General features: G+C 60.1%; 5 protein-coding genes. All 5 read left to right on the top strand.

Features of this window, described 5'->3' with window-relative positions; genetic code table 11:
* Nucleotides 1-2: 2 nt before the first annotated feature.
* The 5 genes from DKB74_RS06705 (at nt 3) to DKB74_RS06685 (ending at nt 23,526) form a co-directional block, all read left to right on the top strand.
* The gene (locus DKB74_RS06705; RefSeq protein WP_161956824.1) at nt 3-4,955 is read left to right on the top strand and encodes an Eco57I restriction-modification methylase domain-containing protein; all 4,953 of its coding nucleotides are present in this window, start codon (nt 3-5) and stop codon (nt 4,953-4,955) included.
* A gap of 1 nt (nt 4,956) precedes the next feature.
* Entirely contained in the window at nt 4,957-11,349 is a 6,393-nt protein-coding gene (locus DKB74_RS06700) for a DEAD/DEAH box helicase (RefSeq protein ID WP_109807368.1), read from the top strand.
* Entirely contained in the window at nt 11,346-13,520 is a 2,175-nt protein-coding gene (locus tag DKB74_RS06695) for a UvrD-helicase domain-containing protein (RefSeq protein WP_109807367.1), read from the top strand. The genes DKB74_RS06700 and DKB74_RS06695 overlap by 4 nt, the downstream gene beginning before the upstream one ends.
* 126 nt (nt 13,521-13,646) lie before the next feature.
* On the top strand, nt 13,647-20,852 hold the full coding sequence (locus tag DKB74_RS06690; protein WP_145960917.1) for a sacsin N-terminal ATP-binding-like domain-containing protein: 7,206 nt from the start codon (nt 13,647-13,649) through the stop codon (nt 20,850-20,852).
* Entirely contained in the window at nt 20,821-23,526 is a 2,706-nt protein-coding gene (locus DKB74_RS06685) for a DEAD/DEAH box helicase (protein ID WP_161956823.1), read from the top strand. The genes DKB74_RS06690 and DKB74_RS06685 overlap by 32 nt, the downstream gene beginning before the upstream one ends.
* Nucleotides 23,527-23,533 lie beyond the last annotated feature (7 nt).

Raw genomic sequence — 23,533 nt, 5'->3', positions numbered from 1 at the left:
GGATGGACCTGATCGGGATCGAGAACGAGGCTGAATTCTTCCCGTCCGGGACCCTTTCGGACGTGCTGAAAGAGGAATTGCAGGACATCACGTCGCGCTGGGGCGGCCTCGACAAGGCAGCTCATCCGGTGGAGCGGCTTTCCCGCGTCGCTACCCCGACCATCGAAGCGCTGCGGCAAGTCCGGAACGCCTCCGACCCGACACGTCAGTCGGAATTGGTCCGGGACGCTCATCACGCACTCCTTGCCGCTCTCGGTTACACTTGGAAGCGGGAAACGGCGCTTACAGCCCTCAACGGAAGCCCGGTGATCCCTCTCGTAGGCCGGGTCGCGGATGCGTCCGGTCGTGACGCCCTCTGGATAATCGAGGCGCCGCTTACGGATGCCGATGACGAGGTGGCCGACCCACTCGGGGTCAAGTTCACGCCGGAGCAGTTCCCGGAGGAGGTTCGAGAGGCGGCGCTGCTCGACCGATCGATCGAGGAAACGATCGCGGAGGGCGTGTTCGAGCTCCCTGACGCGCCTCGTCATCTCCTTGTCCTCGGCATGTCCCAGATGGTGCTCGTCGACAAGCGGAAATGGCCGGCCCGGTCAGTGCTCCGTTTCGACCTTCAAGAGATATTCACCCGGGCGGAGCGCGATACGCTCATCGTAATGGCTTGCCTCACCGCGCGCGAGGCGCGCGTTCCAGAACAGGGGGTGCCGATATCGGACCGGCTCGAAGAGGAGGCGCAGCGGAACGCCAACGCGGTCACCACCTCACTGAAGCGGACCGTTCGGGACGCGATCGAGCTGCTCGGCCAGGAGGCGCTCGAAGTAACCGGGGGCAAATACCCATCTACCTTCCCGGAACCGGGTCGCCGGGGGGTCTGGATCGATGGACCAGAGCTCTCGCGCGAGTGCCTGCGCTACATGTATCGCCTCCTGTTTCTGTTCTATGCGGAGGCGAATCCCCGGCTGAACCTGTTGGACCTCCGGAATCCGATCTACGCGACCGGATACTCCCTAGAAGCGCTTCGCGAGCTCGAATCCGTTCCGCTTCGGACAACCACTGACCGCGAAGGGACGTTCCTCTGGGACAGCCTCCAGCGAACCCTCGACCTCCTCCACGACGGGCTGGACCTGGTCGATGAGGGGAAGGCGACCGGGCTGCGCCTCCCGTCGGTCAAGGTATCCCTGCTCGATCCGGAGAGTACGCCGCTTCTCAGCGGGCTCCGGCTCCGGAACGACGCGATCCAGAAGGTAATCCGCCTCTTGTCGCTCCGGTCAACTGGGAAGAGTACCGGTCGGATTTCCTACGCGAAGCTCGGGATCGGCCAGCTGGGCGCGGTTTACGAGACCCTGATCTCTTTCACCGGGGTCGTCGCCAAGACGGACCTGATCGAGCTGAAGCCGCGGAAGGGCCGGTCAGCTGACGCGGAGGCCGATGACAACGACGCCGGCGAACCGGTCGAGGTCGATGAGGACGCAGAAGAAGAGGAAGTTGCAGGGGAGGCCGACAGTGAACTGGAGGATGATGTGTTCCGCCGGGACAAGGTGGACCCGCTTGCGCCAAGCTGGTTCGTTCCAAGGAGCCGGATCGGCGAGTTCGCTCCCGAGGAGATCGTTTTCAAGGGGGCTGAGGCGCTAGTCTATTCCAAGGGGACCTTCATCTACCGGCTCGCGGGCCGCGACCGGGAAAAGTCAGCCTCCTACTACACCCCGGAGCCGCTCGCCCGCCTGCTGGTTAAGCACGCGCTCATGGAGCGGTGCCGCGGCCTCACAGCCGACGAACTTCTCGACCTGAAGATCCTCGAACCCGCGATGGGGTCCGCCGCCTTCCTCGTCGAGACGACGAACCAGCTCGCCGATCTCTATCTCGAACGGAAGCAGAAGGAGACGGGCCGGACCATTCCGCAAGATCAGGTCGTCATCGAGAAACAACGTGTCCGAGCCTATATCGCGGACCGGAATTGCTTCGGGGTAGACCTCAACCCAATCGCGGTCGAGCTTGGGGCGATCTCCCTCTGGCTCAATAGTCTGCACGCAAGCGACTTTTCGCCGTGGTTTGGCGATCAGCTTCACGCCGGGAACTCCCTGATCGGTGCGCGCCGCGCCGCCTATTCGACGGACATGCTTAGCGCGAGGGCGCAGCCGGACCTCTGGCTCAACGGCAAGCCGGAAGAGATCGGCTGGCGAAAGCGCCTGCCCGAGGGGCATGTCTGGCAGTGGCTCCTGCCTGCCAAGGATATGGCGAACTTCGATAAGGACAAATCGATCGCCCCCTTTGCTAAGGACGTGCAAGATCAGATCAAGGCGTGGCGGAAGGATGGCTTCTTCAAGAAGCTCGAGCCGCACGAGATCAAGCTGGTCCAGAAGCTCAGCCGCGTTGCCGAAGCACTGTTCGATCAGGTGGCCAATGATCTTGCCCGCTCTCGTGTCGCGGCCAACGACGAGATTACGATCTGGCCCGATAAGGTGATGCCCGGCAACAAGGGCATGGATTTCCATGACAAGGCGCGTCTGAACGCGCGCATCACCGGTGAGGACCGCGCCACCAACACATTGCCCTACAAGCGTCTGAAGACGGCGATGGACGCCTGGTGCGCGCTCTGGCTCTGGCCGCTCGAAAGGGCGGATCAGCTACCCAGCCGGGCGGAGTTCTTTCAGGGCATGGCGATGATCATCGAGGGTGGGTTCACCGCCGACGGTGCGCTCGCTGCGCCAAGCGTGGCGGAATTCTCGGAGCCCGCGCCGGACTTCTTTGACCGGCTTGAACCCGACGCACCGGCGCGCGACCTGTTCAAGGCGGCAGCCAAGCGGCAGGAGGGGTTGTTCCGCGAAACGAATGTTGAGGCGCTGATCGATAATTTCGACTGGCTGAAGACGGCGGTCGAGGTCGCCGAGCGAGAGCGCTTCGTGCATTTCGACCTGATCTTCGCCGACGTAATGAAAGCGCGGGGCGGTTTCGATGTAATCGTCGGAAACCCCCCATGGGCAAAGCCCTCGTGGAACGAAGGGTTGGTACTGGCAGATATCGACCCGCTTCATGCGGGGTTGTCGGCGTCCGACGCAAAGAAGGTTCTCCCTGAGGCGCTGCCGAAGGCGCCTACCGTGCGGCGCGATGGGCGGCTGGTTCCGGCAGTAGCGGCCTTCCTTCAGGACTTCGTGTCGACCCGGGGGGCGATGGAAGTGACCTCGTCCGAGGTGATGAACCCCTTCGCAGGGGGCGGGTCGAACAACCTCTACCGCTGCTTCATCGATCTGTCGTTCCGGCTGGTCGCGCCGGAGGGGTATGCGGCGCTTATTCATCAGGACGGACATTTGGGAGATCCGAAGTCCGGTGCGTTCCGTCGGCATTGGTATTCGCGTATCGTCAAGCACTTTGGCTACATCAACACAATGACAGCCAAGAATTTCGCGGATGCCGCACATTACATGCGGTTTAGCCAGAACATATATCGCGGAGTTGATGCCGATATTTCCTTCGATCAATTCACGACCGCATTCCTGGCGCAGCAGGTTGAGGACTCTTTTGAGCATGATGGCACTGGTCCCGTCCCAGATATAAAAGGGGCTGATGGGAAATGGGACACCCGTGGTCACCGTGACAGGATCGTAAGAATAAATCGCGGTGCATTGTCTGTAATAAATTCCCTTGCAGAGGATGCGGCCAGTCCAATTGAGGAAACACGTTTCATACAGCCATTTTCTGCAAATATGCTTGTTGTCTTTCGACGCCTTGCTGAGTTCCCAAAACTACGTGAAGGGAAGCCAAGCGATGATCAAAATCCTCGGGGCGAGATTACAGAAGGTATTCGAGTTCCGCGTTGGCAAATGTCTTCGTGCTGGCATGAGAGTGGGAGGCAGAAGGACGGAACAATAAAACGGGATACAGGCTATCGGGATTGGGCGGAGACCGTCTTGCAGGGACCGCACATTCACGTTGCGAATCCGTTTTATAAGACCCCTCGAAACATTTCGAAGAAGAAGGGGGATTATGACGTCGTTGATCACCAGCTCATCCCTGATGACTTCATTCCGCGTTCAAACTTTTCTCCAGCAATTGAGATGGATGAATATCGACGATCGATCACCAAGTGCACTTGGGATTCGAGTAAGGCGCACGCCGATTTCTTTAGGGTTGCTTTCCGCCGTCAAATTAATCTGAATAGCGAGCGAAGTCTGATATCTGCATTGATTCCCCCGAACGTCTGCCACGTCGGTGGAATAGAGAGTATTGCAGTTCAGGATGAAACATTGTTACTTGATCTCGCTGCATTTTCTGCATCATTACCCTTTGACTTTTTGGTAAAGGCGTCGGCGATATCCGATTTGCACGAGTCTCAGGCTGCGCGATTGCCATGGGTCAGATTGAACGGCACAGCGAGAAGCCGTGTATTGCGGTTGGTTTGCATTTCGAGCGCTTACTCTGAGTTTTGGGCGCGCAACTTTGTCGGCTCTGATGTCCTGACGTGGTCGTCCTCAGATCCTCGCCTTGAACATGATAGACCGATAAATGGGCCCGCTAATTGGGACCGAAGCGCTGGCTTCCGTACGGAATTTGCTCGCCGCATGGCCCTCGCCGAAATCGATGTGCTGGTCGCCCAGGCGCTCAGTCTGACCCTCGATCAACTGATTGAGATCTATCGTATCTACTTTCCTGTTTTGCAAGAATACGAGGCAGGCACTTGGTTCGACCAGAATGGCCGGATCGTCTGGACCTGTTCCAAGGGCTTGCCTGGTGTCGGCTGGCTCGACGATCGCGGCAAGAGCCCCGGCCGCGCGGCCTGGGAGAAAATCCTCGTCGATAACGCGCAGCAACTGACCTGCACGGCCATCGACGACACTATGCCCGGCGGTCCGCGCACCGTGACACGCCATTTCGTCGGCCCCTTCACCCAATGCGACCGGATCGAGGACTACCGGCGCGCCTGGGCGCATTTCGAGCGGCTGAAATCCGAAGAGGCCGCCTGAGATGAACCCGATCCTCCTTGCCCGCCATGTTCAGGAGAGCCTGCGCGAACTGGTCCACACGACCCTGAACAGTTCGAGCCGCGCCTTCGAGGGCATGGTGGATCGGTTTCTCGAAGAGCCCGCAAACTTCATCAAGGGCCCGTGGCTTTCGGTCGACATGCCGTTCCGGCAAATCGACGGGGCCGCCGATGGGACCTGGACGCAGCCTTTCGCTGAAGTCCCGCTGCGCTTCGCCCCCTACCAGCACCAGATCGATGCCTTCGCGCGGCTAAGTGGCGAGGGAATGCGCTCGACCCTCGTGGCGACCGGGACCGGATCGGGCAAGACAGAGTCCTACCTTTGGCCGATCCTCGATCACTGCCGGCGAAACAAGGGGAAGCCGGGGATCAAGGCGATCCTGATCTATCCGATGAACGCTCTGGCGACCGACCAGGCGCGCCGGATTGCGGCCGCGCTATCCGGGATCGCAACCCTGCACGGGGTGCGCGCGGGGATTTACGCGGACGCCGAACCGAAGAACGCGACCCACGAGGTGACCGCGGACAGCATCATCACCCACCGTGAGACGATGCGGCGCAACCCGCCGGATATTCTGCTCACCAACTACAAGATGCTCGACTATCTCCTCCTGCGTGGGCGGGATAAACCGTTGTGGCAGGCGAACGATCACGAGTCCCTGAGGTTTCTCGTGGTCGATGAAATGCACACGTTTGACGGCGCGCAGGGAGCGGACCTTGCCTTGCTCTTGCGGCGCCTCAAGTATCGGCTTGGGACCCCCGAGGGACACCTCGTCTGCGTTGGTTCCTCGGCGACGCTGGGTTCCGGGGACGAGGCGGCAACGGACCTCCGGCGCTACGCGGAGACGATATTCGGGGAGCCGTTCGATGCGGGCGCTGTGATCCGGGAGACCCGAAAAACGCCCAACGAGGTGTTTGGCGACCCCGAATATGTCGACCGCCCTGATCCCGTTGGTGTCCACGCCGCCCTACGGGAGGCGGAGGAGCTCGATCAACCATTCGCGGCGCAGCGGCTGGCTCACTGCCTCTTCCCTGACGAAACCGACCCGGACTTCGCTTTTCTTCGCGATGGGAACGCCGCCGACCCTGCTTGGCGGATCGCGCTCGGAGAGCGGCTCCTTCAGCACCACCTGTGCCAGCGCGCCCTAAAGATTATCGCCGAGCATTCGGGCCCGGCTTCGCTCGCAGAGATCGCGGCCGGTCTCGCGCAAGTGCGCGTGCTGCGGGACTGGGTGGCAGCGGACCACAGAGCTCTCGCCGAACTGGTGGTCGCCTTGGTCGCCTGGGCGCGCTCTGGAGCGGTCGAGAATCCGCGGCCCCTGTTCAACGTCCGGCTCCAAATCTGGGTCCGGGAGATGTCCCGCATGGTGACGAACCTGCCGCGTCTTGAAGCGGACGGGCGACGGTCAGCTATGCACCTGTCTCACGCACTCGACCTCGACCGCCAGGCACTCCGTCGTTCCCTCCCGGTCGTGAATTGCAACCGGTGCGGCGCAACGGCCCATGTTGGCCGTCTGAACTCGGGGTCGAAATCTTGCTGGGCCCCGCTAGAACAGCTGTACGAAGAGTTCTTCGACGAGAATGGTGCCGACCGGATCCGTCTTTTTTATCACGACACCATCGATCGCATGGTGCAGGCCAGCGGTGGGGGCGGTCAAATCGTCAAAGGGCTGCTCGATGCGGAGTCCGTCGACTTCACCCCCGCAGATCACGAGGGGCTCGAGCCAGGCTCAGCCTCCCCGGTTTGGATGTACAGCCCGACTGATGGTCAGGGACGCATAGATCGGACTTGCCCCGCTTGCGGTCAGGCTCGTGGCCTTCTCCTGTTTGGAATGCGGGCCGCACGACTGACGACCGGGATCACCGGAACCATCTACACCTCGGCGCAGAATGAAGAGCGACCGGAAGCGAAGCCGCGCTTCCTGATGTTCTCGGACTCGGTTCAGGACGCGGCTCACCGGGCTGCGATCGCGGAAACGCGGAACGCCCTCTCCGTCTATCAGAAGTCCCTTTTTACTGCGTTGACCGGCGCGGAGACAGAGAAGATGACCCTTCGGGAGGTGATTGAGGAGGTCCCTGCCGCACATCTCGATGCACTCGGGCCTGACGATTTCACCGCGCTTTTCATCGCCAAGGAGCAGACTTGGCGTCGCAGATATCAGGATCTGATCCGCGACGGGATTTCGATTTCGGACCCTGTCTTCCTCGATCAGATGCAGCTCCGCCTCGGCTGGGAGTATTTCGTCGATCTGAGCTACCGGGCGCATTTCAGCCACACACTCGAAGTCAATGGAATGGCGGCCGCGGACGTCGCTGTGGACCTGTTGCGGTCCTCGGCCGAGCGTCTGGCGAACGAAATCCGCAACGCGTTCCCGGGCGCGCCGCAGATTAGTCCGAACGTGCTCACGCAGTTCTTGTCTGGATTCTTGCAACGGATGCGCCAACAGGGGGCCGTTTGTCATCCCTATGTTGTCAATGCAGTGGCGACGAGCCAGGCTGCGCGCGGATTGAACTGGTACCGTGCGGCGGTCCAGATGGGGCTCGGCCAGAGCAGAACTCTGCCAGTGCCGAATTTCCGCAGAGGGCTAGCTCCTACTCCGATCACCCTCCAGGGCAGTCCGCCAGGATTCGAGCGGATCACCCGAAACCACGCCTCGAACTGGTATCGAGACTGGCTCTTCCGGGCGCTGGGGGCAGTCGATCTGCAAGTCGCGACCGACCCCGACACGATCTACCCGATTGTCCTCAATCGGCTGGAAGCCGACGGCCTTGTGCGACGGGTGAATGGTCCGGACGGGCAAGACTGTCACGCCTGGCTTCTCGAGCCGGAGCATGTCACCGTCTCGACCGCCACGCTTGGGCTTGTTTGCGGCTGCTGCGGGCGTCACGAGACCGCTCTCGCTGAGAACGCGGAGAGCGCGCTGGGAGCCCCTTGCGCTCGGATCGGATGTGACGGTTACTTGGAGGCTGCCTCCGTATCGACCCGGCCAGCTCTCCGCCGGTCACTCGCTTCCGACCGCAATCACCGGGTCGTGGCCCGTGAGCATACCGGAATCCTCGAGGCGGATGAACGGCTGCGGGTTGAATCCGGCTTCATAAAAGGGGAGGCCCGTTGGGCCCCCAACCTGATCTCGGCAACCCCGACGCTCGAGATGGGGATCGACATCGGAGACCTGTCGACCCTGCTCCTTAGTTCCGTCCCGCCGGAGGAAGCGAACTATGTCCAGCGAATGGGTCGGAGCGGGCGCCGCGACGGTAACGCGCTGAATCTGGTCCTCGCTAACGCGCGCGCCCATGATCTCCAGTTTTGGGAGGATCCGACCCCGATGCTGGCCGGCGAGGTACGTCCTCCGGGTGTGTTCCTCGCTGCAGAAGAGGTGCTTTTGCGTCAGGTGACAGCGTTCACCCTCGATGCCTACGTATCCGCCTCTGCGGAGAGCGGGGATTACGGGAAGGTCCGGGATGTCCTGAAGCGCCGCGCTGCCGGAGCGGCTGAGGGATTCCCGGTAGAATGGCTCGACCTCGTGCGGATACGCGGGGCGGAGTTTGCCCAAGTCTTCTTGTCCGGCCTGCCCCCGGAGGTGCAGGAGCGCGCTGACCTCGTCGAGCGTGTGAGGACTTATCTGACCGGCACGGACTCACGGTCGATCGGTTGGCGAGTGGGGACCGCATTTGATGGGGCGGCCGAGGAGAGAGCAAATCTGCTGCAGAAGCGGGAGGAGGCAACACGCGAACTGGAACGGTTGCGGCGGCGTCGAGCCGAGCTGACGGATGAGGAGTTCGAGAAGCGGGAGCAGGAAATCTCGCGGGACCGGACGGAGATCAACAGGCTGATCAGAAGTGGAATTGACGACGTCCCGGTCATCAAGTTCCTGACAGACAAAGGCGTACTGCCGAATTATGCCTTCCCCGAGGAGGGGGTGAAGCTGACATCGATCTTGTCGCGGCGCAACGACTCCGCCAGGGACGAAGATGGTCTTCTTTATCTCGAGTATTCCCGACCGGCCAGTTCGGCGCTTTCTGAATTTGCGCCGGGTCAGTTCTTCTATGCCAACGGCCGCCAAGTTCAGATTGAGCGGATCGAGATCGGTAAGGAGGACCTTACCGCCTGGACCTTCTGCCCCTCCTGTTCACACGTCGCCCGCAGGATCGAGGAAACGGAGAGCCGCACCTGTCCAAAGTGCGGCGATGATATGTGGTCTGACACCGGGTCGCAGCACGAGGTCGTGAGGCTCAAGTCGGTTATCTCGGTTGATAGCGAGGAAAAGGCCGCAATCCGGGACTTGGACCAGCGGGATCAACGGCAGTTCGACCGGGTCCTGATGCCGTTTCACAATCCTGAGGATATCGCCACGTCCTGGTTTACCAGCCGCGACACGGGAACCCCCTTCGGCTTCGAATTTATTCCATACTGCACCTTTCGCGACTTCAATTTCGGTCCGAAATCCACTCTTCCCGGGCCGAAAATCGCAGGTGATCGCCGATCTGCGCAGCCGTTCCGAATTTGTCGGCACTGCGGCGGCCTGCAGAAGCCCCCGCGAGACCCAGATGATCGCGGGACGCACCCGCCGAATTGCCGCGCCGTGCGAGAGACAGATCTGCCGCGCGACCGGTGGGAAACAGATGTTTTCCTGATGCGCGGGTTCGATACAGAGGCGATCCGGATCGTAATCCCCGTCGTGGGAGACGCAGATGACGACGATCTGAAAAGCTTCGTTGCAGCGATCAATCTCGGCATGCGGCGCCATTTCGCCGGGAAGGTAGACCACATCCGCTCCACGGTATTCGCGGCGCAGCTGGACGGAATGACCACGGTGCGTAGCCTCTATCTTTACGATTCTGTTCCCGGCGGTTCGGGCTATCTGCGCCAGATCGGCGAACATCCGGAGACGATGCGCTCGGTGATCATGCGCGCAGCAGAAGCGCTCCGCGACTGTCCGTGTAACCAGGAAACGGACCGAAACGGGTGCTTCCGCTGCGTTAAGTCTTATCGGTCACAGTTCGGACCCGGGGAGCCGGATCGGGACAGGGCCCGCCAGCTGATGGATGCGATCCTTCAGAAATGGGACAGCCTGACCCGCACCGAGACCGGTATAGATGAGTCGATGCGCGGTGCACTTGTCGAAAGCGCGCTCGAGAAGAGGCTCCTCAGCGCCCTGTCCGAGCTTTACGGCGACGGAGCACTGACTCCGCAGGTGCTCGCCGGTGGGCGTCGTGGCTTCGTGTTGCGGGCGGGGCGAACAGACGCGCCACGCCTCTGGACCATCGAACCGCAAGTCCAGATCGAAGCCCGGTTTCGAGGTCTCCCGAAGAAGCGAATTGACTTCCTGCTCACCCCGATCGGGCGCGCCGGTCACCTCCCGGTCGTGATCGAAATGGACGGGATCGAATACCACGCGGGCACCGTCGGCCAAGATCTGCTTGACCGGATCACCATGATCCGATCCGGGGAGGTGCGCCTCTGGACCCTCTCGTGGCGGGACCTCGACCCAGACGATCGGAGCCTGCTCAATCCGCTGAAAGAATCGGAGCTCGGCTCAGAGAAGATCGGGCGTCTCGCCCGGGTTCTTGCCCATCCAGGATTCGCATCTGTTGCCGACACCGTTCGAACGTTCCAAACCGAAACCGCCCTCGCAGCGCTCCGGCGCCTGCTCGACGGGGAGGCGGAGGAGGAGGAGGAGGCGGCCAGGTCCGTATTGATCCGGGCTCTCGTGGCGACGGGCAGGCCGCTGGATCAACTGCCCAGATCAGCCGCTCTTTCCGAGGAAGGGCGCGGGTTCCTGCGAACCCCAGATCTCGCAGAACATGTCGGCGCTGGAGCGATCGATCTTTATCTGGCGTGCCAGAAGATCTCGCCAAGCGAATGGCTTCAATCCGACACGGATCTGCGGCTAATTCTTCGGGCCGTGCTACCGGACCCGGGCGCAGCGCCCACGACGAAGGCCGTTTACACAGATATTTGGCGCGGTCTTTGGCGGTTGGTGAATCTGTTCCAAGGGGTCCGTGGGTTCCATGTTGAACTTGACGGACTCGATACCCTGTCGCCGCCCGATATGTCCGATCGTTCGGATCCGTCTGATAGCGCGGTAATGGCCTGGATGGAGGCGCGCGCGCTTTGCGACGAGGCTTTCCACCCCCTTATCGATGCGCTGATCGCTGCGGAGGCGCCCGCGCCGGATCGGTTCGGGGACGACCTGTTAGCCGAAGGCCGGGTCGTTGGAATGATGGAGTTCGGCTGGTCTGGGGCGGGGCTCGCCGTCGCGGAGGAAATCCATGACGGAGTTGGCTGGAACCTGATTCTGTTCGAACCGGACACAAATCCGGTCGGGGAGGTCGTCACACGGGTTCTGCAGGTACTAGAAGAGACACAATCATGACGGACACGATTACCAAGCGGGTCTCCTATGACATCGGCTGCATGAAGAGCCTCAGGAAGCTCCCAGACAAGGTGGCGATCCGGTTCATGGACATGATGACCCGATACATGTCCGACCCGTCCGGCAATGGGCTGAACCTTGAGACGGTCGAGGGAGCGAAGGACAGCTCGATAAAGTCCCTCCGGGTCGACCAGGCGTATCGTGCGATTGCCTTCGAAGTGGGCCGAGACATCATGTTCGTTCACGTCAACGAACACGACAAGGCCTATCGTTGGGCAGCAGGTCGGCGGGTCAAGCTCGATCCGGATACCAACCGGATTCGGGTGATCGAGGAGATCGACGCGGCGGTGGAACCGGTCGCCGCTCCGAAAGTGTCGGAGCCGCGTTTGTTCGCGGAGGTTTCCGACAAGCGGCTCCATGCCCTTGGGGTTGCGGAAGAGGAGATCCCAGCAGTCCGGCTCGTCACAACCATCGAAGCGCTCGAGACAGATGAGGACCGGTTCGACCCGCTCACCTATCAGGTCCTTTACGCGGTTGCGGCCGGTTTCGGCGATGAGGAGATTCGTGCGCTGACCGGAGTTGGCGAGGAGCAGGAAATAGCGTCCACAAAGTCGGACGCGGACCTGACTTTCGACCGGCTCATCGAAACAGAGGAGAGCCGCCAAACCATCTTCATACCCGATTCAGAGGCTGAGCTGCGTCGCGTCTTTGAAGAAGGGATGGAGGGTTGGCGGGTATTCCTGCACCCGGAACAGCGCAAAATTGCGTATCGCGACTACAACGGCCCAGCTATGGTGCGAGGCGGTGCCGGTACCGGCAAGACGGTGGTCGCAATGCACCGGGCGAAGCACCTCGCCGAACAGTTAGAGAATGACTCGACGCGTGCAGGCCAACGGGTCCTTCTCACCACTTTTACGACCAGTCTCGCACAGGACATCGAGGCCAATCTCCGGACGCTTTGCCCAGGACATCTCGACGCCCGTCCACCTCGGATCGAGGTGATTAACCTCGACCGCTGGGTATCCCAGTTCCTAAAGCGCAAAAGCTTCGCACGGCAGGTGGCGTATTTCGGAGAGGCGCGCGACCGTCTCGATCAGATCTGGCAGGAAGTGTTTGACCATCATGAGTTGCCCGAAGGCTTGTCGGAAGCCTTTGTCAGGGCGGAGTGGGCCCAGATCGTACAGGCAAAAGGTCTGACGGAGCAGCGTGCCTATCTGAAGGCGTCCCGTGCTGGCCGCGGCACCCCCCTTGACCGACGCAAGCGGACCCTGCTTTGGGACCTGTTCGCCGATTATCGGGCGCGGATGATAAGCGAGGGGCTGGCCGAACCCGATGATGCCTATCGCGAGGCTACCGAAATCTTGAGCGCGGAAGCGCCGAATCTTCCCTATGCGGCAGTCATTGTGGACGAGGCGCAGGACATGGGGGAGCAGGCGTTCCGTTTGATCCGTGCGATCATGCCGGAGACGTCATCCGGTGATCGGAACTCTATTTTCATCGCTGGGGACGCGCACCAGCGCATCTATGCCCGCCGGGCTAGCATGTCTGCCTGCGGGATCAATGTTCGAGGCCGGTCCCGTCGGCTCCGGCTCAACTATAGAACGACCCAGGAGATCCGGACTTGGGCGGTCTCGATCCTTGAGGGCGTCAGCGTAGACGATCTAGATGAAGGGACAGACACGCTGCGGGGGTATGTGAGTCTCATGCACGGGCCTGCGCCTGAGCTTGTCGCTTGTCGGGCGGAAGCTGACGAACTGGCAAGCCTTGCGTCTTGGGTTCAAGGTCTTGCTGCGAAAGATATCCGCCTGGCCGACATCGGAATTCTGTGCAGCAGAAGGGCAGATATCGATCGAGTTCAGGGAACGCTGAGGGGGGCGGGTATCGACACCGTGGTCCTCCAGGCTGGCACCGCCGATGATCGGTCCATCCCCGGGGTTAGGATCACCACGATGCACCGGGCGAAGGGGCTCGAGTTCTTCGCGGTGGCAATCCCGTTCCTGTCCGAGGCGACCTTCCCGCCCGCCGGCGCGTTGAAGGCGGCCGTCGATGCGGCGGACCGGGAAGACATTATCGCCCAAAACCGCTCGCTTCTCCACGTAGCCGCGACCCGTGCAAAAGGGGTATTGCGCGTCTCCTTTTCCGGCGAGCCAACAAGATTGATGTCGGTCTAGCGCGCCAGTAAAACGTAGATAAACGCGATCAATTCATTGAGGATTTTCTCATATCTTAAATCATGATGCTGAATAGTTTTCAGCGTGTTTATGCCGCAAAGGTTGATGGGGGTAACCGAATTGAATGTGACCGTATCTGACGCATCAATCTCGTATCAAGTCGGGATGGATGTGCGATCGAGCGGACTGGTTCACTCGGCGGAGAGCGATATCGAGCGGCTCCAGCAGATACTACGCGAAAGCTACGCATCAGGCTTCACGATCTTTAAGGAACTGCTCCAAAACGCCGAGGATGCCGGCGCGAAGCGTTTGATTGTCGTGGGGCACAACGGCTTTCCGGAGGCGAGCAATCCGTTGCTGCAAACGCCTGGCCTGATTGTGGCAAACGACGGGGAAGTCTTCGCCCGGAACATGGACGGGATCACTCGCGCCAGCGGTGGCAGCAAGGCAGATGAGCGCGCTGCGGTGGGACGCTTTGGGCTGGGGCAAAAGTCAGTTTATCACCTTTGCGATGCCTTTATCGCGCTGGGAAGGGTTGAGGACGAAGGTGGACGCCCGCGCCTTCTGATCATGAACCCGTGGGAAAAGGTAAGCGAGGCTGACGTTGCAGCCACGGCCTGGCCGTCCCTGACTACTGCCGATGCCGAAATGCTGCTCGGAAAAGTCGCGGAAATCGGCCTTGATAAGGGAATGGCGCTTTTCCTCCCGCTGCGGACAGCGAATTTGCGGCCTGGGTATGATCTTTGTCTTTCTGACCAGAATTGGGAACCAGACAGCGCTATTGCAGACATATTGCAAGGCGCGGAGCTTCCCGCGGCACTTTCCTGTCTTCGTAGCCTGCAATCCATTGAAGTCAGGCCAACTGTGGGGGAGGGACGCCGGCTTTTGCTGAGAAAGGGCGCCCGCCGACTATCCGGGCCCGGAATTGATCAGGGCGATTCGATTGTTGCCGGACAGATCGATGGCGCCGGATTTATGCTCGAGTTCAATGGGCGGCAGCAATGGATGCCCGGCGGCAAGGCCGCCAAGCTGCTTGATCAGGTTGGATGGGACAAGGTCTTCGACATCCATCGCAGGCTAATCCCGCCCAAAGCCAATCCACACGGAGCGGTTCTTGTCTGCCGCTCGTCGGCCAAAGAGGGTGAAGCGGTCCTGCGTGTCCGCGATGCGGTCTATCTGCCGCTTGGCCAGCCCGTCGAGAGCATACCGCTCGGTCATGGCTCGCATGACATTGACTTGCTGATCCACGGCTATTTTTTCGTGTCCAGCGACCGGCGCAAGCTGCGCGACGACGATCACATTGAGAGCGATTGGAACGAAGCGCTACGCCGGGAAGCCAGCTTGCCGCTGATGCTCGATGCGCTGGCAGATTCACTTCCGGCTATGCCTGGCGAGCAAGAACGTCAGGCGCTTGTCCGCGCGGTCCAAAACAGCGCTTGGTGGAGTGAGAACCGCGTCGATGTCTGCCAGGGCAGAGGCATGGCCCGGTGTTGGCCGGGCGAGAAGGCGGAGAGCTGGCAAGTTTGTGCCAGCGCGTCTTTGCGGCCAATCCCTCGGAGAGATTCCACGACGCTGTCGCGGCTGAAGTCGGCATTTCCGAGCCTCGAAGACTGGTGCACTGCAAAGGGCATAGGTTTGGCCTTTGGCACCATACTCGCCGATATCGACCCGCGGTGGCCCGATGCCGAACTTGCTGAATTGCTCGAGATAGCTGGCCCAGCCGCCTTCACGAAGGGGCCGGTCGCGGAAACGCTGTCAGTACTGCTTGATGCATCGCCACCAGGTCTCAGCAGCCGTGCCGCTCTTGCGGATGCTTATCGCCGCGCGGCCCTCGACGTCAGCCAGAACTTTGCCAATGCCGAAAAGCTCAAGCCGCTGGTGCGTCACCTGCCACTCGACAATGTTTTGGTGCTTCCTTCCAGCGTTGATAACCGCGAGCTCATTGCCGCCCTCGTATCGTCGGGTCCGACGCTGCCGGTCAAGGCGGGGTGGGCTGCAGGTGAAGGTGCCGATCTGAGACGTCTTGGGCTCGATGAAGCCAGCGACCTGCTTGTTGCCATTGAGCCATTCTTAGGGGGGCGAGGGGAAGCCGCTCACCAGGCGTCTGCACTTATCTCTCATCTGCTCCGAAATGGGCCTTCCCTCGCCGAGTTTGCCGCGCACGCACACACCCGGAATTTGCGGGTGATCCCGGTTCGCAGGATGCAGGATGATTTTGACGAGCGATTGTCGCTGGGCGAAATCGCAAGCATTACACACAAAGGATTGCTGTTCGATACCGCGCCGAACAGCGAACTCTCCGTCCTCGCTGGTGCAATCGCTCAGCCATACGTCTACCGTGTTAGTCTCAGGGATGGAGGAATAGCCGATCTGGCATCGGCCAAGAAGCTGGATTGCCTGCTTGGCGTATTGAGGCAGGCCACTCGCTTTGCTGATCCTGCCAAGTGTGGCGAGCTGGCCGAGATGCTGCGCGATCACGCTACCCGCGATGACCTGCGCCAACTAGTCGCAGGCGAACCCGGGCTTCCGCAAGATGTCGAACTGATTGAGCTCGACCAGTTCGACGGTGCGCTTGATGAGCTCGTTACTGCATTGCGCGAAGGGCGTCGCGATAGGCTTGTTTCATCGGTCCTCGCCGCAGAACTCAAGAAGGCGGTCCGCGAGAAAGTCGGCTTGTGCCGAGTGGATATGTCCAGCCTCGGCGAGTGGCTGCAGGAAGCGTATGATGCAAAGCGTCTTCCTGAATGGGACGCCGCGACAGCTGTCGCATTGCTCAAGTCAGGGATCGCGCCGGAAATCCTGAAGGTTCTACCTCTGCACGGCTGCGAAGACGACGATGAACTGTATGCCGCCGACCAATTGTTTATCGGTCGCAAGACCGACATTACGTCACGTCTCGTCCCATTTGCCAGGCTCGCTGATTTGTGGCCGGACCCAGGCGTCAACCGCATTCAGAACCAGCTGATTGCTCGTTGGGGGGCGGAAGCGTCCATCAAGACGGCGCTGAATACTCCAAACCCGGCGCAATTCACCGACGAAATTTGTGCAGCGCTCGCCGAACTGAAAACGCTGGACGAGGAGCTCGCAGAGCTACTCCGGTCGATCTCATGGATCGCGGCAAAGAACGCAGTGTGGCGTCCGGACCAGGTCTTGGATTTGCCGATCGAGGTCGAAAAGTCCTTCGTTGGGCAAGACGCATTCCTGATGTCAAGCGAGATACCAGGTCGCCTTCGCGAGGACCGCGTGCGCGAGCCGCTGCGCAAGGTGATGCCGGATCGAACGGAGTCCTACCGGCTCGGGTTTCGTCACGCGGGTGAACGCGGGATCATCGGGCTTTGTCTCGATGTCAGCGATGGTCTGGAGGAACTGAGGCAACTCGCCAGAAAGAAGGCGGACGTTGAGATAAATTGTTGGCCGCTTTTGGCAGCGGCTTTGCGGGATGACCTGCCAGACGAGGCCATCATCCAACTGGCCCGGAATTTTCATTTGCCCGACAAGGCAGCCATCGTCTCGCAGATGAATGCAATTGCAGGCCTGGCGTTGAGTGGGTCAGTCGGTGAAGCGGCCAAGAGGCTTCATCGCACTGCATATTCGCAAAATCTTCGCACCCTTCGATCGAACGGTACCTATCTCCCCTCAAGTTTGCTTTTACCCAGTGCGATCGGAGAATTCCGAAGCGCAGATACTCTCGCGTTGAATGCGGAAGGCATCTTTTCAGCAGCTCTGCTGGTTCGTGACTACGCCGAACAGCTGGACCTTGCGGACCTCCAACAGCCACCGTCGCTGGAAGCTGTTTCGGGAAAGCAACCCGACTTGCTGGACGGCATTGAGAGAGCATTTTCGCCCATCGGGCAACACGATGTGGGCGATGGAATCCTTTTGGCACTGGCAATGTTGGGACGCGATGAGCCTATTCGCGCGTTAGCAAGCAAATGGGAGGGGCAACGGTCCTTCGATCGGATATGCGATGATCTCGACGCCCTCGCTGATCAACAACGCGACATGTGCGGTGCGAACCGTGAACGCTTCGCCGAACTGCGTTTCGCAATCGAATTTCCAAAGGACGGCCAGGTCCGCGTGCGATCGGCAGCCGGATCCGACTGCATCGTCCCACTTTCCGGGCGCGGGGAAGCGCTGCTATTGGATTGCTCACAACGGGGGATAGAGCGCGACGAGGCGGGATATCGCCACGTTTTTGATCTTGTTTTCGGGCCAGTTGCGCCGACCGACGAGGGCGAAGCGAAAGAGTTACTCGACCAGTTTGTGCGCAAGCTGGGCATTGCGCTGATGCTTGGTTTTGAACGGCACAAGGAGGCGCTGTCGGACCTGCTTCACAGCTACTTTGCGTCCGATCAACGCACGCTTGACGACACCTGTGCCGAACTAAAGGACGTGCTGCATGATCGACTGGAGGGCATCAAGCCCGGCCCAGTCATGCGCGAGGCTTTGAAGGCCTATCACCGGGACGTCCATCGCAGTCGTGACAACGCGCGCGAGGCGTTGTGGCAGGCTGCGCGGTCAGATTCAGGAGCGCATGAGCTACTTGCCGCCACACGCAAGAAGGTCGGCGAAATGGGATACGAGCCACATCGCGTCCTGTTCGAACTATACCAGAATGCTATCGATGCTCAGGCCCAATGGCACAGTGATGGCCGCTTTCGTGTTGAGGTTGTCCGCGACGCAGACCTGGCGATCAGCCGACTACGTGTAGTTCATTGGGGACGCCCAATTAACCAACCTGGTGCTGACCCGCACAAAGCCGAAGAGGAGGGGCATCGGCGAGATCTTTCGAACATGCTCGCCATAAGTCACTCTGCCAAAGAAGGCGATGGCGTCACCGGGCGCTTTGGCCTCGGCTTCAAGACTGTGCACATGCTGGCTGACGAAATCCGGCTCGCCAGTGGTGGCATTGCTATCCGCATTCTGGGAGGCATGATCCCTGCCGAGTGGCCCGATGGCGGGAGGGAGATTGCTCCGTTCAATGATCGTGGACGCAAGGCAACCTTGATCGAGATTCCGATAACTGGCGATCGGAACGAGGACGCAGCAGCGGCATGGGAGGCATTCCGCAGGGCGGCAGAACTGCTGGCCGCGTTGGGCCGTGAGAGTTCGATAGAACTGGTCGATGAGAAACAGGACCATTCCTTCAGGCATGTCGAGCACGAACTGATTGAAGGGGTCAGTTTCCTGGAAATGGATGGCGGTCGCCACTTGCTGAAGTTCGCCCTGTCTGACGGTTTCCGGTTGTTCCTGCCGTTTGGGCCTAACGGGCCTCATGCGTTCTTGGAGGACGTCTCACAGTTTTGGCATCTTGTGCCCTTGGTTGGGGAGCGCCGTCGCGGAGCCTGGTTGATGGAAGGACGCTTCCCGGTAAATCCGGGGCGCACGGAGTTTTCAGATCAACCCGAAGAAAAGGAGCGGTTGTTTTCCCGACTGGGCTTCGAGCTCGGCGAACGTCTTGTCGCCTTTTATGACTACTGCCTCACGGATTGGGATAAGTTTTCGGAGGAAGCCGCGCTCGATCCAGCAGGGCGAGAGGATTTCTGGCGCAAGGTGGTAAATCTATTCGCGGATGACCTCACCAGATTTGGGCCGGAGCAGGCCTTGCACAACCCCGCTTGCGGTCTGGCCCGCTTGCTGGCTCAGCGCCCGCTTGTACCGCTTGCCTTTGGAGGTGCCGTCTGCGCTGCGAATGTGAAATGGCGGCTGGATGGAGCCCTAGCCAAATCGGCGGTTCGGGATCGGATTGGACGCTGGTCCGCGATCGAGGCCATGGAACACGGCCTTATCGAAGAGTCTACGGCGGACCTCTTGGCCAGGCTCGATTTGTCGCGGGGCCAGAGACTGACCCTCTCGGATCTTGTCGATACGATTGTCAGTGGTGAAGGGGTCGATGCCGCTTTGGCTGACATTCTAGTGTCGCTGCTCGACGACGACGTTCGAAACGTATTGACGGGTGAGGAAGACAAGGAGCTTCGCCAAATCTTTCGCGACCGGAAATGGCTGGCCGAAGACGGCACCTGGCAGTCGGTCCGCGTTTTGGCCTTCCCGCAAAGCGATGACACGGCAGAGCGCGCACGGGCCGCGTTCGCTCCACCTTCCGGCAGGCTTTCGCAAAGTTATAGTGTTGATGGTTTCAAATTGGCCGAATTTGCGCGCGAGCAGGCTGGTTCGCAGGAGCCTGAATGGCAGCGCTGGGCGGAAGGCGCCAACTCCAGCGACCTACGGAAAGCAGCCCTCATTCGTTACCTGGTTGATGCAGACCAGCGAACTGTCTCGTTGCTGTCGCAGGCCGCGGCGTGGTTGCCACCAGCTAGTGAATTAGCGCATTCGGCCATGCTCGAAGGCCTGTCACCGGATGAGCGTGGGCGCCTGCTTGCCAAACTCGGTCTATATTTTGGCGCTCCGCCAGTTGAACCGGCACCCGAATCGGCATTCCAGCCAGACGCCGAAGCCGCTCTATTGGGAATTGCTGACTGGTGGCGGGAGAACCGAGACGCCCTGGTGCCTGCCTATGATCGAGCGGTTTATCCGGAAGATTTTTCGATCTCAGCGCTTGGCGATGGGGATGAGGCCACCTGGTTCACACTACTGGCACTCGCGTCGTTCCAAACGCTTGGGCGGATCAGGCCGTTTCAATCCCGCCAGTTTGTCGCCGATGCGATGCAGGACGGCTGGTGGCGCACGCTGGCAACAATCGAGCCCGATGACGCGGAACTCCGGCCGTTTGTAGAACGCCTTCGTGCATGGAGTGAGCCCGATGCGGAAGAAGGCTATCTGATCTGGCGGCGGTGCCTGACGGATTTGTGCATGATCTCCAGACATCTCGATGCCTACCGTCGATTGTTCATGAGGTTTCCAGCTATTGTCGCCCAAGAGGGCGATCAGAGCCTGCGAAACCATCTGCGCCCTTCATTTTCCCATGTGGCTGCACGCATGGGCCTTGAAGCGGCGCCATTGGCGCGTTCGCTCGGCATCGGTGCCAACTGGCTGATCCGCGAATTGGCGCGCAACGGGGTCTACTCGCAGGATCAGGCAGAACTCGTCGCACCCTATGGTTGGAGCACTGCCGCAAAAGTACGTCGGTTGATGCATTCACTGGGCGTTGGGCATTTCGATCATGGTGTCGATCAAGGCCGCTTACTGCATCAAACGATTGAACGTCTTATCGGTGACGAAGCCCGGTTCAACGGCGATGGCGACCTGCCGCTGCACATTATTACCCTGGCGAAACACCGCTCTGAATTGGACGCCATCCTATGGGAGTCCAATGGAAGTGAATGGGGTCGTGGCGAGTGGAATGACGAAGATGATGATGACGACGATGCCTGAAACGCTTGCCGCCAACGCGCCGGTCAACCATCCTCGCCACGGTGCCGGCTATGTCATCGCAGATACCGGCGAATTCGTTGTTGCCCGTTTTGGCGCAGCGATCCAGCAGGTCCTGCGCGCGGAACTCACGCTCGCTCGCTCGCTCGATCAGGCACTGGCGACCGGCGCATTTGATGAGAGTGCTGAGACTCTTATGCGCGCCAGCGCGATGGCGATACGCTCGGTGAACGATCAGTGGGGAGTGTTTTCAAGATCGCGCGTCCAGTTGCTCCCGCATCAGCTCTGGGTCTGTCACAAGGTCAACCGGACATTTCCCTTCCGCTGGCTGGTGGCCGACGATGTGGGGCTGGGAAAGACCATTGAGGCTGGCCTTGTGCTCATGCCTTTAGTGGCACGAGCACAAATCCGCCGCCTACTGGTATTGGCGCCTGCCAAACTGGTGCCCCAATGGCAGAAGCGGCTCCGTCAGATGTTCGATATCCGTCTGCAGGTCTATGATCGCTCGGTTGATACGCCGACCGTGGACTTCTGGGACACAGCGAACATGGTCGTTGCATCGGTTCACACTCTGCGCCGTGAAGTTGCCGATGGTCGATCGGATGGTAGTCGCTTCCTTTATGCCGACCCTTGGGACGCTGTGGTGGTCGACGAGGCGCACCATCTTCACGCCGATGAGCGGACAGGGGAAACTCTATCCTTCCAGCTCCTGCGCGCGCTGGAAGAAAGACACAAGATCCGCTCGCTTTTGCTTTTCACCGGTACGCCGCATCGTGGAAAGGACTTCGGCTTTCTTTCCCTACTCAGCCTGCTCGATCCGGACCAGTTCGGACCCGAACATGATATCGACGAGCAGTTGACCAAGCTTCCGGATGTGATGATCCGCAACAACAAGGCGACGGTCACTGACCTCAAAGGCAACCGCCTCTTCACGCCGGTCACGGTGGCGACGCGAGAATACGCCTTTAGCCCTGAGGAAAGCGCCTTTTACGAAACGCTGAGCAGCTTCATCATTGATGGGCGAGCTTATGCATCGACACTCGATGGCCGGGCGCAGTCAGCCCGGATGCTCTTGCTCATTGCGCTTCAAAAACTGGCAGCCAGTTCGATCGCCGCAATTCGAAGCGCTTTGACCAAGCGCCGGGCCAAACTAGCAGATGTCGCCGAACAGGCTCGCGCCCCAATTCCGACGATAACTGAGGGAGACGAAGACGAGACTTTGGATGATCGCGCCCGAGCCGATGAGGAAGCGTGGAGCAAGATGCTTGCCGAACTCATGGAGGGGGAGATTGCTCGGCTTGATGAGTTGCTCGAATTGGCAGAGCCTATTCAGCAGGAGCGCAAGATCGAACGTCTAGTCGATCTCATTGAACGCGAGCTGCCTTCAGGTGAGCCCGTACTTCTCTTCACCGAATATAAGGCGACACAAGCCTTGGTCGTTGATGCCCTGCACGCTCGATTTGGGCACGGTTGCTGTGCCTTTATCAACGGCGATGAGCGCTTGGAGGAGATCAACAAGGCAGACGGGTCTCGCGGGCCAAAAAGTTGGTCGCGCGATGCGGCGGCAGAGGCTTTCAATCAGGGTTCGATCCGGTTTCTGGTCTCAACTGAGGCAGCAGGCGAGGGGATCGATCTCCAAGAGCGTTGCGCCACGCTGATACATGTAGACATGCCATGGAATCCGATGCGTTTGCATCAGCGTGTCGGGCGACTTTCCAGATATGGTCAGACACGGCCGGTTCAGGTCTTTATCCTGCGAAACCCCGACACCGTAGAGGCGCGAATTTGGGACCTATTGAACGCCAAACTCGAGCGAATTCAGCGCGCTCTCGACGAAGCCATGGACGAGCGCGAAGACATCAGTCAGCTCGTCATCGGCATGACCGGCCCGAGCGCATTCGAGAAGATTTTTGCGGCTGGACAGATGCAGTCGCGCGAAAGCCTTGATCAGTGGTTCGACCGGGAATCCGCCACCATTGGCGGAGAAGACTTGGTTGACAAGGTCAAGACGATGATGGGGAACGTAACCCGCTTCGATTTTGCGCAAGTTGGACGAAACCTCCCGCAGGTCGATCTTCCCGATCTCGAACGTTTCTTCGCGATGATGATGGAGTCGCAAGGCCGCCGCGTGTTTCGGAGGGACGATGGGCTGGATGTCCTGTCGCCTGAGAAATGGGTGGATGAAGATTACGCGATGCAGGATCGGTACAAAGGATTGCTGTTCGATCGCAATGTCCGCCTAGGCGATCGGGAGGGTCCAACGCGTCTCGTGGGTGTGGGGCATACACTTTTCGATCGCGCTTTGAAGGAAGGAGAGGGCTTGCAAAGCACGCTGGCGATTTGCCTGCGATTGCCAGCTCCCATGCTCATTGCTTCGGTCGAGGACCAAGTCACCGGCCAAGACCATTCGGTTACCCGGATTGTGTTGGGGGCATGGCGCGATCATGAAGGGCAGACCCATGTCCTGCGGGATTGGGAGGTTCTGCAGATGCTCAACACATTGGGCCGAGCAGACAATCCCAAACCACCTTCTGTGAACGGCGAGCAACTGAAGGCACTCGAGGCGAGTCTTCTTTCGTCCATGAAGGCAAGCTTGCCAACTATCGCCGAAATGATGACCCGGCCCGGCATCCGCAGTGAGATCATGCTTCTGCCGGATGAAAACGCCGGTACGTGACCGCCCT

Origin of the sequence: Stakelama portus (assembly GCF_003171655.1) — a bacterium.
In the GTDB taxonomy this organism is placed as follows: Bacteria; Pseudomonadota; Alphaproteobacteria; order Sphingomonadales; family Sphingomonadaceae; genus Sphingomonas; species Sphingomonas portus.
This window is presented reverse-complemented; position numbering and strand designations above follow the sequence as displayed.

Bases quoted from the DNA above. Each gene is read 5' to 3' on its own strand.
- DKB74_RS06705 (WP_161956824.1), top strand. From the start codon at position 3: ATGGACCTGATCGGGATCGAGAACGAGGCTGAATTCTTCCCGTCCGGG.
- DKB74_RS06700 (WP_109807368.1), top strand. From the start codon at position 4,957: ATGAACCCGATCCTCCTTGCCCGCCATGTTCAGGAGAGCCTGCGCGAA.
- DKB74_RS06695 (WP_109807367.1), top strand. From the start codon at position 11,346: ATGACGGACACGATTACCAAGCGGGTCTCCTATGACATCGGCTGCATG.
- DKB74_RS06685 (WP_161956823.1), top strand. From the start codon at position 20,821: ATGACGAAGATGATGATGACGACGATGCCTGAAACGCTTGCCGCCAAC.